Origin of the sequence: Rhodococcus jostii NBRC 16295 (assembly GCF_001894825.1) — a bacterium.
GTDB lineage: Bacteria > Actinomycetota > Actinomycetes > Mycobacteriales > Mycobacteriaceae > Rhodococcus_F > Rhodococcus_F jostii.
The window spans coordinates 1-12,081 of sequence record NZ_BCWY01000005.1 but is presented as its reverse complement, the minus strand read 5'-3'; the positions used below and the strand labels follow the sequence as shown (position 1 = coordinate 12,081).

11 protein-coding genes and 1 pseudogene are annotated in these 12,081 nt (G+C 67.7%); 3 read left to right on the top strand and 9 right to left on the bottom strand.

The window, feature by feature from the left end; translation table 11 throughout:
• Positions 1–20: 20 nt before the first annotated feature.
• The 7 genes from RJ1_RS05240 to RJ1_RS05210 form a co-directional block, all read right to left on the bottom strand.
• Entirely contained in the window at positions 21–1,466 is a 1,446-nt protein-coding gene (locus tag RJ1_RS05240) for an L-fucose/L-arabinose isomerase family protein (protein ID WP_073359114.1), read from the bottom strand.
• Positions 1,466–2,647 carry an L-rhamnose isomerase gene (gene rhaI, locus RJ1_RS05235; RefSeq protein ID WP_073358921.1) on the bottom strand — a complete coding sequence of 394 codons (1,182 nt, stop codon included), beginning with the start codon at positions 2,645–2,647 and terminating at the stop codon, positions 1,466–1,468. The genes RJ1_RS05240 and rhaI overlap by 1 nt, the downstream gene beginning before the upstream one ends.
• Before the next feature lie 6 nt (positions 2,648–2,653).
• Entirely contained in the window at positions 2,654–3,016 is a 363-nt protein-coding gene (locus RJ1_RS05230; RefSeq protein ID WP_073358920.1) for an L-rhamnose mutarotase, read from the bottom strand.
• 8 nt (positions 3,017–3,024) lie between these two features.
• Positions 3,025–4,101: a rhamnose ABC transporter substrate-binding protein gene (gene rhaS / locus RJ1_RS05225; protein ID WP_073358919.1), complete on the bottom strand. Its 1,077-nt coding sequence runs from the start codon at positions 4,099–4,101 to the stop codon at positions 3,025–3,027.
• A gap of 70 nt (positions 4,102–4,171) precedes the next feature.
• Complete coding sequence (locus RJ1_RS05220) at positions 4,172–5,224, bottom strand: ABC transporter permease (protein ID WP_083400553.1); 1,053 nt, start codon at positions 5,222–5,224, stop codon at positions 4,172–4,174.
• Positions 5,214–6,269, bottom strand: a complete 1,056-nt coding sequence (locus RJ1_RS05215) for an ABC transporter permease (protein ID WP_073358918.1) — start codon at positions 6,267–6,269, stop codon at positions 5,214–5,216. The genes RJ1_RS05220 and RJ1_RS05215 overlap by 11 nt, the downstream gene beginning before the upstream one ends.
• Entirely contained in the window at positions 6,266–7,777 is a 1,512-nt protein-coding gene (locus RJ1_RS05210) for a sugar ABC transporter ATP-binding protein (RefSeq protein ID WP_073358917.1), read from the bottom strand. Before RJ1_RS05210 ends, RJ1_RS05215 begins: the two co-directional genes overlap by 4 nt.
• A 293-nt stretch (positions 7,778–8,070) precedes the next feature.
• Between RJ1_RS05210 and RJ1_RS05205 the strand changes: the two genes are divergently transcribed.
• From RJ1_RS05205 to RJ1_RS05195, 3 genes are read left to right on the top strand one after another with little or no spacing between them, the layout of a single operon-like run.
• Positions 8,071–9,090 carry a LacI family DNA-binding transcriptional regulator gene (locus RJ1_RS05205; protein WP_073358916.1) on the top strand — a complete coding sequence of 340 codons (1,020 nt, stop codon included), beginning with the start codon at positions 8,071–8,073 and terminating at the stop codon, positions 9,088–9,090.
• Positions 9,091–9,150: 60 nt separating this feature from the next.
• Positions 9,151–9,558, top strand: coding sequence for a pyridoxamine 5'-phosphate oxidase family protein (locus tag RJ1_RS05200; protein ID WP_073358915.1), 408 nt, complete (start codon positions 9,151–9,153; stop codon positions 9,556–9,558).
• A 29-nt stretch (positions 9,559–9,587) separates the two neighbouring features.
• Positions 9,588–10,670: a S1C family serine protease gene (locus RJ1_RS05195; protein WP_073358914.1), complete on the top strand. Its 1,083-nt coding sequence runs from the start codon at positions 9,588–9,590 to the stop codon at positions 10,668–10,670.
• Between the two features lie 4 nt (positions 10,671–10,674).
• On the opposite strand, the gene RJ1_RS05190 is transcribed toward RJ1_RS05195, so the two are convergent.
• Together RJ1_RS05190 and RJ1_RS05185 are read right to left on the bottom strand one after the other, a co-directional pair.
• Positions 10,675–11,712: an alpha/beta hydrolase gene (locus tag RJ1_RS05190; protein WP_073358913.1), complete on the bottom strand. Its 1,038-nt coding sequence runs from the start codon at positions 11,710–11,712 to the stop codon at positions 10,675–10,677.
• Between the two features lie 148 nt (positions 11,713–11,860).
• Positions 11,861–12,081, bottom strand: a pseudogene (locus RJ1_RS05185) (PIN domain-containing protein); the annotation flags it as partial.

Genomic DNA, 12,081 nt, shown 5'->3' with positions numbered 1-12,081 from the left:
TCTCCCTCGATGTTCTTACTTCAGACCCGGATGAATTCGACGCCGAGCAACTCTGCTGCGGCCTTGATCGCGCCGGCGCGGTGACCGACGCACAACGCCCAGTGGTGACCGGTCCCGGTGCCGCTCCACTCGTCCGTCCACTCCCCCGGATCGCGCCCGAAGTCGACCCGGGACGTGGTGTTGCCGATCGCCAGGAGCGGTCCCGGGACCACTTCGCCCTCGGACGCGATGAACGAGTACGACCCGTCGCGGTTCTGCCCGACCGCGAAAGTGGTGACGGGCCCGTGTGTCACGTCGAACTCGACGCTCACGCCGAATCCGCGTTTGCCGTGATAGACACCGAGACCACGGAGCAGCGGTTCCGCGGACGAGACCTGGAGATGGGCGGGCCCGTCGTGCCCCATTTCGACGACCCCGTCGCGGAAGTTCAGCGCCTGCAGTTCGGTGAACGACCCACCGGCTCCCATCCGGTCGGACACCAGCATCGCGACCGCGGTGCGGATGTCGTACTCGCCGGCCAGCGGGATACCGCGCGCGGTGAGCAGGGATGCTCCGAGAATCATTCCGGCACCGAGACGTTCGTGCACTTCGCCCTCGAGGCCACGATGGTAGTACGCCATGGCGTCGAGTTCGAAGTCCGCGACGAGACGGTCGAGCCCGACGGACACTCGGGCTCCCCAGGCGAGATCGTCCTCGTTCACCGAACCGTCCAGGGCGAAGATGTCCTTCGCGACTGCGATCCGCTCGGCCGTCTCCCGCTCGGAGACCGCGTCGACGCGCACCCGGAGGTCGTCGAATTCGAGCACTTCGACGTGCGACCCGAACTGCGAAGACAGCAGCGTCATGTCGGTCGAGATGTCGAGCATGCCCGGATACAGATGCCCCATGAGCCCCAGACGGGCATGCCGCAGCGCGGCCCGTGCGGACGCAGCGCTCACCCAGGCGTCGATTCGCCGCCAGGCGTTCTCGTCGTGCAGGTACCCGGACACCGACCGGAAGTCGATGCCGCTGCGCCGGAACACGTTCGCGACCTCCGGCAGCGCGCACTGGCCGCAGTAGGCGAGCCACGTTCCCGTGTCGGTGTTCGCGTGATCCATCGCCTCGGTCGGCTGCAGGTCGATCAGCAGCACCGGGACGTTGGTGCGCTGCGCGATCGGCAACACCATCGACGATGTCAGGTAGGTGGTCAGGAAGATCACCACCAGATCGCAGTCGGCCTGCCGGAGCGTCTCTGCGGCCGCCGCGGATTCCTGCGGATCGGACACGAACCCGGCGTCGACGACCTGGCAGTCCTGCTCCTCGAATCGGCCCGTCACGTACCGTGCCGATTCCTGCAACGTCTGGAGCAGGCCGTGGAACTGCGGCCAGTAAGCGCCGAGTCCACCCGACACCAGCCCCAGCCGGGCCTTCCGGGGACGTACCCGGTCGAGATGCGCGATCACGGCGTCCGCCGTCCTCGCGGTCATCACGCGCCCCAGCTCGCCTGGTTCCCGCCGACCCGCTCGTTCTCGATCCGCTCGAGGTATCCGGAGCGCGCGAACGCACCGATCGGATCGGCGTCTCTGCCCTGCGATTCGCGTAGTTCGGCGAGCAGCGGCCGGACGTCGGTGTTGTACCCGTCCATCAGCACGGCGTGCGCGCCGAGCACGTCGCCCGACTGCTGCGCCGCATCGAGGGCGTCCCCGTCGACGAGCAGCGCCTTGGCCGTGGCCTCCTGGACGTTCATGATCGACCGGATCTGGCCCGGGATCTTCGGCTCTATGTTGTGGCACTGGTCGAGCATGAAGTTCACCCCGGAATCCGGGAGATGTGCTCCCGCCCGGACAATCTCGTGCATGATCCGGAACAGCTGGAACGGGTCCGCGGATCCGACGATCAGGTCGTCGTCGGCGTAGAAGCGGGAGTTGAAATCGAACGCGCCGAGCCGTCCCTGCCGGATCAGCTGGGCGACGATGAATTCGATGTTCGTGCCCGGTGCGTGATGGCCGGTGTCCAGGACCACCTGCGCCTTCTCGCCCAGCGCCAGGCAATGCAGCAGCGACGTTCCCCAGTCGGGGATGTCGGTGGTGTAGAAGTACGGTTCGAAGAACTTGTATTCGATCAGCAGGCGGTGGTCGTCGTCGAGTTCGGCGTAGATCTTCTGAAGCGAGTCGGCGAGCCGATCCTGCCGGGCGCGGATGGAATCCTGGCCGGCGTAGTTGGTGCCGTCGGGCAGCCACAGCTTCAGATCCTTCGACCCGGTGGCGCGCATGACGTCGATGCACTCCACGTGGTGGGCGACGGCCTTCGCGCGGATCTTCGGGTCGGCGTTGGTGAGCGATCCCAGCTTGTAGTCGTCGTCCTGGAACACGTTGGAGTTGATCGCCCCCAGCGACACCCCCTGATCGGCGGCGAACGCGGCGAGCTTGCCGAAGTCGTCGACGCGATCCCACGGGATGTGCAACGACACCCTCGGCGCCGCACCGGTCACACGATGCACCTGCGCGGCGTCCTCGATCTTCTCGTAAGGGTTGCGCGGGACACCGGCCGAGGCGAACACCTTGAATCGGGTTCCCGAATTCCCGTAAGCCCAACTGGGAACTTCGATCCCGAAGTCGGCGAGGGCGGAGATGTCTCCGGCGGTGCGCCGAATGTCAGTTGCCGTCATGGTGAATCATCCTTCGGTGGAGATCGTGTGGTCGAGAGGGGTGTGAAGTTGCGCGTCCAGGTCGAAGATCCCGGTGAGGAGCGTGAATCCCTCGTCGGGCGCCACACCGTCGAGTTCGAAGAACGGCGCCATGTCGTGTTGCCACCGCCGGTTGACGTCGGTGCGGGCCATGGCCGCCTGCGCCTGTTCGAGATTCTCCGACTCGACGTAGCCGACGATCAGCCCGTCCGGCCGGATGTGCAGCGAATAGTTGTGCCAGCCGCTGGCTTTCAGGGCCTCGAGCATCTCCGGCCAGACATGGGCGTGACGGCGAACGTACTCGTCGATCCGGTCCGGCCGGAGTTGCAAGGTGAAGCAGTACTTGTTCATCGGAGCGTTCAGAAGTTGTACTGGTCGATGGTGTTCGCGTCGAACACGGTGGGCGGGCCGAGCACGACCTCGCCGTCGGCGCCGATCGTGTACTCACCGAGCTTGCCTGCGGTGAACTTCTGCCCCTCGGCGCCGGTGATCTGCCCGGACGCCAGGGCGGCACCGGCGTAGGCGGACAGGTAGCCGATGTTGGTCGGGTCCCAGAGCGCGAATTCCTTGACGGTGCCGTTCTTCACATACTCCCGCATCTGGTTCGGGGTGCCGAGTCCGGTGAGGACGACGTTGCCCTTGTAGCTCGACGACGAGACGTAGCGCGCCGCGGCGGCGATGCCGACCGTCGTCGGCGACACGATCGCCTTCAGGTCGGGGTACGTCTGCAGCAGACCCTGCGTTTCCTGGAACGACTTCTGGTCGTCGTCGTTGCCGTACACGGTGGTCACGAGCTCGATGTTCTGGTACTCCGGCTTGCTCGCGAGCTCGGACTTCAGCACCTCGATCCACGCGTTCTGGTTGGTCGCGTTGGGGGTCGCGGACAGCACGGCGATCTTGCCGGCGCCGCCGATCTGCTCGCTCGTCATCTTCGCGAGCGTCTCACCGACGGCCTCGGTGGTGGCCTGGTTGATGAACAGGTCGCGGCAGTCCTCGGCCGCGTCGGAATCGAACGTCACCACCTTGATGCCGGCGTCGCGGGCCTGGTTCAGCGACGGGCACACGGCGTTCGGGTCGTTGGCCGCGATGTTGATCACGTTCTGACCCTGCTGGATCAGCGTATTGATGTAGGACACCTGCGACGACGCGCTCGCATCGTTGGGGCCGACGAGCTTGTACTCGCCGCCGAACTCGTCCACGGCGGTCTTGCCGCCGCCCACCTCGATGTCCGAGTAGGGATTGTTGAGCTGCTTGGGGAGGAACGCGACCTGCAGCCCGTCCTGGATCGGCGCGTCGGGGTTCGCGGTACCGGTGGCGCGGCCGCCACCGCCCGAGTTCGACGCCGAATCCTGGGTGGTGCCGCCGCAGGCCGTCAGTCCGATCGAGACTGCGACGATCCCCGCCAGGGGAACGAAGGTCCGGCGGAATCGGGTCATGGTGGATCCTTTCCTCGTGTTCGCGTCATCGCGAACGCTGAAGTGAGAAAGAGCTGTGGGGCAGGGGAAATCAGGAGGCGTTCTGCAGCTTTCGACGCTGCGCGGAGGTCCGCAGGGTCTTCAGCAGGTTCGGCAGCAGGACGGCCACGATCAGGAGGACACCGGTGACGATGGTGAGCGCCTCGTTCGAGATGTCCTCGAGGCGCAGCGCATTCTGCAGCGCGGCGAGCAGAACGACCGCGGCGAGCACCCCGGCCAGCCGGCCCTTGCCGCCGAAGATCGACACGCCGCCGAGGAGGACCGCGGCGACCACGGCCAGTTCGAGCCCGGATCCGTTGTCGGCGCGGGCGCTCGAGTACCGCAGACTCCACAGCACCCCGGCGAGAGCGGCGACGCCGCCGCACACCACGTAGAGCCAGAACTTCAGCCGCGCCCCGTCGATCCCGGCGAAACGCGCGGCCGTGTCACTCGCGCCGGTGGCGTAGATGTCGCGGCCCAGCGGAGTGGCCTGCAGGACCACCGCGAACAGCACCGCCACCACGACCAGCGGGATCGCCAGGTTGGGAATCGACGTACCGCCGACCGTTCCCGTCACCCACGACGTGTACGCCCGCGGGAAGTTGGACACCGCCTGGTCACCGAGGAGGACGAACGCGAGTCCGCGGAACAGGGCCAGGGTGCCGATCGTCACGGCCAGGGACGGCAGCCCCAGCTTCGCGACGAGGACACCGTTGAGGGCACCGAGGACGCAACCGAGCAGGATGCACATCGGGATGATCATCTCGATCGCGAAGCCGTTGTTCCACATCCAGCCCATCGCGGCGCCGCTCAGGCCGAGGATGCTCGCCACCGACAGGTCGATCTCCCCGGTGATGATGATGAACGTCATCGGCAGTGCGATCAGGAAGATCGGCGCCAGGTCGAGGACGAGGAACGTGAAGTTCCGGCTGTTCCCGAAGTCGGGGTTGGTGACCGACGCGACCACCAGCACGACGACCGTGATGGCGATGATCGCCGAGTCCCAGCTCGAGAGCCATTCGCGGATGCGGCTGCCCATCGACGTCTGACCTGCGGTGCCGGGCGTCGCGGGGGTCACCGCCGGCTCGATGGTGTCAGTCGACATGAGCGCTCCTCTTCCGAAGTTGCTGTGCGGCACGCACCGCCAGCAGCCGGTCGGCCGCGATGGCGATGAGAATCAGTGCACCGACGATGGCCTGCTGCCAGAACTGGTTGATCTGGAGGACGGGCAGTGAACTGTTGATGGTGGTGAGGAGCAGCGCGCCGAGCGCCGCGCCCCAGACGGTTCCGACGCCACCGACCACGGCCACACCGCCCACGACGGCGGCCGCGATCACGTTGAGTTCGTATCCGGATCCGGCGGCGGCGTCGACGGTGCCGAACCGCGCGGCGAACATGACTCCGGCGATGCCGGCCAGGGCCCCGGAGAACACGAAGGCGAGCAGGATGCGCTTGCCGACGGCGATGCCGGCGAGTTCGGCGGCGTGGCCGTTCGAGCCGATGGCGTAGAGGTCGCGGCCACTGCGGTAGCGGCGGAGATACACCCCGGCCACGGCGATTGCCACGACCGCGACGAGAACGAGTACGGGGACACCGAGAAGCGTTGCGGTGCCGAGCGTCAGGAAGCCGGACGGCATTTCGTCGGCGGTGATCTGCTCGCCGCCCGCCCACAGGTAGGCGATGCCGCGGAAGATGTACATCGTGCCGAGGGTGACGACCAGCGCCGGCACCCCGCCGAAGCGCACCAGCAGCGCATTGGCCAGTCCGCAGATCGCACCGACCACGATTCCGGCGAGGATGCCGAACACGATCGGTGCACCGCCGGGCCCCTGCATCACACTGCCCGCGGCGAACGCCGACAGCCCGAGCACGGAGCCGACCGAGAGGTCGATGTTCTTGGTGATCATGACGACGGTCTGCCCCACCACCAGAACCCCGACGATCGACGCCGCCAGGAGGATGTCGCGAATACTCTGGGCGGACAGGAAATTGCTGTTCTGGGTGGTGGTGACCACGACCAGGACGATCAGCGCGGCGAGGATACCGAGTGAACGGACCTGCAGCACCTTCTCGATCAGCGACGGCCCCTCATCCGACCGCACCGTCGTCTTCGCGGCGCCGGGCGGCGCGACGCGGGTGGGTGCGCTCATGCGGCGGCCTCCGAACCCGTTGCAGCGAACATGATCTTCTCCTCGTCGGCTTCGGACCGGCTCAGCTCCGACACGATTCGTCCTTCCCTCATCACAAGGACGCGATCGGCCATTCCGAGCACCTCCGGCAGTTCGGAGGAGATCATCACGACGGCGACGCCTTCACTGGCGAGCGTCGAGATGATTCGGTGCACTTCGGCTTTGGTGCCGACGTCGATTCCGCGGGTGGGTTCGTCCACGATCAGGACGCTCGGCGCGGTGGCCATCCACTTGGCGAGCACCACCTTCTGCTGATTGCCGCCCGAGAGCACCCCGACCGGGTCGGTGATGCGGGCGTACTTGGTCTGCAGCTTCTTCGTCCACTCGTATGCCGACCGGCGCTCGCCTCCCCCGAACAGGAAGCCGAACCGCGCGAGAGCGGACGAACGCGTCAGCGTGGCGTTGCGCTCGATCGACATGTCGAGGATCAGGCCCTGCTGGCGACGGTCCTCGGGGACGAGCGCCATCCCCGCGCGCATCGCGGCCTTGGGGTTGCCCTTGCGCAGGCTCTTGCCGCGCACCCGGACGTCGCCGCTGTCGCGGGGGTCCACTCCGAACGCCGACTGCATGACCTCCGAGCGTCCGGCACCGACCAGACCGGACAGCGCGACGATCTCACCGGCGCGGACCTGGAAACTGATGTCGGAGAACACCCCTGCACGCGACAGGTTCTCGACCTCGAGGACCACGGCGCCGGGTTCCACGTCGATCTTCGGGAACAGTGCGCCCAGGTCGCGGCCTACCATGCTGCGGACGAGGTCGTCGACCGTCAGGCCCGCCAGCTCCGAGGTGGAGATGTGCCGGCCGTCGCGCATCACGGTGACCCGCTGGCACAGCGCGAAGATCTCCTCGAAGCGGTGCGAGATGAACATGACCGCGGCGCCGGACGCGCAGAGGGACCGGGCGACCTTGAACAGCCGCTCCACCTCGTTGCCGGACAGGGCGGCGGTCGGCTCGTCCATGACGATGACGTTGGCGTCGGTGGAGAGCGCCTTCGCGATCTCGACGAGCTGCTGGTCGGCGATCGACAGTCCGCGGGCCGGCCGGTCCGGGTCCATCGGGACGCCGAGACGGTCGAACAGTGCGCGGGCGGCGGCGTTCATCGCGCCGCGGTCGATCATGCCGAACCGGGCGCGGGGCTGGGTGCCGATGAAAATGTTCTCCGCGATCGTGAGGTCGGGGAACAGGGTCGGCTCCTGGTAGATGACCGCGATGCCCCGGGCCTTGGCGTCCGCGGGCGATCCGAGTGACACCTCCTCGCCGCCGACGAGGAGCGATCCGGTGTCGGGGCCGTGCACGCCGGCGAGCATCTTCACGATGGTCGACTTGCCTGCACCGTTCTCTCCGACGAGGGCGTGGGCCTCGCCGCCGTAGAGCGGAAACGACACACCCTGAACAGCGGCGACGTTGCCGAAGGACTTGGTGACGTCCCGCACTTCCAGCAGCGGCACCGCAGGGGGGACGCTCATTCAGCACCTCCGATTGAAACGGTTCATTTCTTGGTTACGAAGCTAGAAGTGATGGGCGCCACAAGTCAAGAGGCGGGGTCGATACGGCCACGTCCGTTATCTTATCGTTATAACAGCACGCCAGGTCCGGTGCGGAGTACGTCTGTCCGTCGGCCGTGGCAGCCGGGGTTGATTCCACCCGCGACACCGGAGATACTTGCAATGAAGCGATTCAAGAATGCCGGATTGTTCTCGGGCACCGGCCGACGCAACAATGTGCGCTGTCGAACGAGCCGGCTGAAGGGGGACATCGGATGGCAGCGTCCATGCGCGAGGTCGCGGCACTCGCGGGCGTCTCGATGGGGACCATCAGCAACGTGCTCAATCACCCCGAACTGGTGTCCGAGGCGACGCGCGAGCGCGTGCACGCCGCCATCACCCAACTCGGCTTCGTTCGCAACGACGCCGCCCGCCAGCTTCGCGCGGGCCAATCGCGCATGCTCGCCGTCGTCGTTCTCGACGCACGCAACCCGTTCTTCGTCGACGTCGCGTCGGGAGCCGAAGAAGTCGCCGAGGCCAACGAACTGCTGATGGTCATGGTCAGCACCGGCGAATCGGAGGAACGCGAGAACCGGCAACTCGGCCAGCTCATGGAACAACGCGTCCACGGAATCCTGCTCTGCCCCACCGGCGAAAGCACCCCGATGCTCGCCAACCTCGATCGGCAGGGCACACCGGTGGTCCTGCTCGACCGCGGGTCCCGCACCCCCGGACGGTCGTCCGTCGCTGTCGACGACGTCCACGGTGGCCGGATCGCCGCACGCCACCTCATGGAGCAGGGACACCGCAACCTCGTGTTCGTGGGCGGACCCGACAGCATCCGGCAGGTCCGCGACCGCCGCGACGGGGCGATCAGCGCTGTCGCGGAGTCGGCGAACACCCGGATGCGCACCGTCGCCACCCGATCGCTCAGCATCGAAGCCGGCGCCGAGGCCGCCCGTGAGATCCTCGCGATGTCGGGCGAGGACCGGCCCACAGCGGCGTTCTGCGCCAACGACCTGCTCGCCCTCGGGGTGCTGCAGGAGTTCATCCAGCACGGCAAACGGGTACCCGAGGACCTCGCGATCGTCGGGTACGACGACATCGACTACGCCGCCGGTGCCGCCGTGCCGCTGACGTCGGTCGCCCAGCCGCGGAACGAACTCGGGCGGGCGGCGGCCGAACTCCTGCTCGATCAGGTCAACAACCCCGACACCCACCGGCACCAACAGCTCTCGTTCACCCCGACCCTCGTGGTCCGCGAGTCCACGGCCTCCTGCCCCGTGCGCGGGTGACGAGCGCCCGGACTCGTCAACCACGCACAGGGCCGGAGGCCTCAGGAGTATCTTTCGGAGATGTCGAAGCCACCTCTGCCACCGGAAGCCGCCGAGATGTTCGCTCGGCCCAACTACGCCACCATCGCCTGCCTCCGACCGGGCGGCCAGCCCGTGTCCGTGGCCACCTGGTACCTGTTCGAGAACGGCAAGGTGCTGGTCAACATGGACGCCGAGCGTCGCCGCCTCGACTACCTGCGGGGCGACCCGCGCGTCAGCCTCACTGCGATGGACCCCGAGGACTGGATCACCCACGTCAGCATCCAGGGCCGTGTCGTCGACTTCGTGGACGACGACGAACTCGCCGACATCGACCGCCTCGCCACGCACTACACCGGCAAGCCGTACCCCGTCCGCGACCGCACACGCGTCAGCGCCTGGATAGAGATCGACACCTGGCACGGCTGGGGCTCACTGAAACAGTCCTGAACCGGATCCGCGACCACTAGCTGCCGGGCATGACGGGGCCCCGCGCCGCAACGGTCCTCGCCGTGGCCACGGCGGTGATCGGCAGCCTGCTGCTGAGCGCACCGCCGGTCCGCGAGTCGGGACCGCCCGCGGTGACGGTGGCCCAGCCCGCCGCGCCGCCACCACCACCGCCGCCACCGGTCGTCCTCTCCCCGGAGGAGGTCGAGGCCAGGGTGATCCCGGCGATCGTCACCCTCGTCGCGGATTCGGGTTTCGTCGAAACCGCGGGCACGGGGATCGTGCTCACACCCGACGGCGTCGTCCTCACCAACCATCACGTGATCGACGGTGCTCTCGATATCAGCGCGGTCAGCCTCGGCAACGGCGCCGAGTACGTCGCGGACGTCCTCGGCTACGACAGTTCCCGCGACATCGCGGTACTCCGACTGCAGGGTGCCGGCGACCTTCCCGCGGCGACCCTCGCGAAGGACACGACCACGGGGATCGGGGATCCGGTGACCGCGGTGGGCAACGCAGAAGGCGGCGGAGTCCCGGTGGCGGCACGGGGTTTCGTGACCGATCTCGAGCAGACGATCACCGCCCGCAGTTCCACCGACGGTTCCCGGAACCGGCTGAACGGGTTGATCCAGGTGGACGCGGCGGTCCGCCCCGGCGACTCCGGCGGTCCCCTCGTCGATGCCGGCGCCGCCGTGATCGGCGTCAACACCGCGGGCAACGCCGACTCCGACCCGTCGAAACCCGCTCCCGCCCAGCCGCGGTCGTATGCGGTACCCATCGACACCGCCATGACGGTCGTCGACCAGGTGCGTGCCGGACGAACGTCCGCCACCGTGCACATCGGCGACACTCCCCTGCTCGGCATCAGCGTCACCGACGACGATCGGGGCGCGGAGGTGCTGTGGGTCAGCATCGGCACCCCCGCCGACGAGGCGGGCATCGAAATCGGCGACGTGATCACCGATTTCGACGGGACCGCCGTCCGGTCGTCGGCCGATCTCAGCAAACTGATGATCGCGCGGCACCCCGGCGACGCCGTCGCGGTGCGCTGGCTCGACGAGAGCGAACAGCAACGCACGGCGACGATCGTGCTCGAGAAAGGCCCGCCGCGGTAGGTCGTCAGGCGGTCTTGTCCCGCGCTACACCGTCGTCCGGACGCACCCGCGTCGCCACGAAACGGGCGATACGACGCAGCACCACACGGCTTTCCGGAAGACCGGGCCACAGGGCCGGGAACGCATGCACCTGACCGTCCCAGATCTGCAACGTCGTCGGCACACCCGCAGCGCTCAGCCGATGCGCCATCAATTCCGAATCCGACCGCAGCACCTCGCCTTCCGCGGCGACCAGCAACGACGGCGGCAGACCCTCCAGGGCGCCGTTCACCGGCGACAGCGCCGAGTCGAGCACACCGTCCACCTCGCCACCGAGCTTGCCGATGGTGACGAGCGCCTCCACGGGGGCGAAGACGTCGCGGGCGGCGTTGGCGTGCACCAGTTTGTCGGCGCAGTCCAGGTCGAGCAACGGCGACAATCCGACCAGACCGGCGGGCAGGTCGACGCCCTCCTCGCGGGCCTTCAACGCCGTGGCGAACACGAGGAACCCACCCGCCGAATCACCGGCGAACACCGTCCCACCCGCGCGGGCCCCGTTCTCCAGCAACCACTTGTACGCCGTCAGACAGTCGTCGACCGAACCGCTGATGTTCGTGTCGGGCAGTTGGCGGTAGCCCACGTGCATCACCGGCAACCGGGTCAGCTTCGCGATCGTCGCCACCACGGGCCGGTGCGTGTTCAGCCCGCAACACAGGAATCCGCCGCCGTGAAGATAGAGGACGACGCCGTCACCCAGATCCGGTGACACCCCCGGCGCGCGGACGATCTCGGCGTCGAATCCGGGCAGTCGGACCTTCTGGCGGCGAATACCGGAGGCCGGCCGGATCCCCGCCGCCAGGTCCAGCAGCGCGGCCCTGCGAATGGCCGACTCGTTGAGCGGGGCCATCCGCACCACCGGCCGGAGAAACCATCTGCACGCCTGGTAGAGGACCTGGGATTCGATACTCGGGCCCGCGAGCCGCGCTCCCGAACGGTATTGGACGGTCGGTGTGCCGGTCCGCTGCTGCGCAGACGGCTTGCGGTCGTTCGGCACAGATTTCATGCCTTCTCCCCTGGTCGCCGATACCCGTCGCCGTTGACGGATACGTAGCTTCAACCTTGGAGTATCCGCTGCGGTCGTGTGTCGCTCATGGTGGCTTCGGCCCCAAGTCGTTATGCCCGCTGCCCGAATCGTTATCGTTCGAGGGCGATCACCCGAAATCGAGCTCGTCCAGCTCCTCCACCACGGTGACCTTGCGCTTGCGGCCACCCATCATCCGGCCGAGGCCGCGGCGTCCGCCAGTGTCCGCGTTGGCCGACGGCAGGATGCGCTGCGGCGCCACCCGGGGCTTCGCCACGTGCACGGGCGGCAGCGCCGCAGACGGGGCCGGTGCCGGCGGCTCCACACGGTCGGAGGCCGGCTGTTCGACAG

Coding starts and splice junctions, on each gene's coding strand:
- RJ1_RS05240 (WP_073359114.1), bottom strand. CDS start 1,466: ATGACCGCGAGGACGGCGGACGCCGTGATCGCGCATCTCGACCGGGTA.
- rhaI (WP_073358921.1), bottom strand. CDS start 2,647: ATGACGGCAACTGACATTCGGCGCACCGCCGGAGACATCTCCGCCCTC.
- RJ1_RS05230 (WP_073358920.1), bottom strand. CDS start 3,016: ATGAACAAGTACTGCTTCACCTTGCAACTCCGGCCGGACCGGATCGAC.
- rhaS (WP_073358919.1), bottom strand. CDS start 4,101: ATGACCCGATTCCGCCGGACCTTCGTTCCCCTGGCGGGGATCGTCGCA.
- RJ1_RS05220 (WP_083400553.1), bottom strand. CDS start 5,224: ATGTCGACTGACACCATCGAGCCGGCGGTGACCCCCGCGACGCCCGGC.
- RJ1_RS05215 (WP_073358918.1), bottom strand. CDS start 6,269: ATGAGCGCACCCACCCGCGTCGCGCCGCCCGGCGCCGCGAAGACGACG.
- RJ1_RS05210 (WP_073358917.1), bottom strand. CDS start 7,777: ATGAGCGTCCCCCCTGCGGTGCCGCTGCTGGAAGTGCGGGACGTCACC.
- RJ1_RS05205 (WP_073358916.1), top strand. CDS start 8,071: ATGGCAGCGTCCATGCGCGAGGTCGCGGCACTCGCGGGCGTCTCGATG.
- RJ1_RS05200 (WP_073358915.1), top strand. CDS start 9,151: ATGTCGAAGCCACCTCTGCCACCGGAAGCCGCCGAGATGTTCGCTCGG.
- RJ1_RS05195 (WP_073358914.1), top strand. CDS start 9,588: ATGACGGGGCCCCGCGCCGCAACGGTCCTCGCCGTGGCCACGGCGGTG.
- RJ1_RS05190 (WP_073358913.1), bottom strand. CDS start 11,712: ATGAAATCTGTGCCGAACGACCGCAAGCCGTCTGCGCAGCAGCGGACC.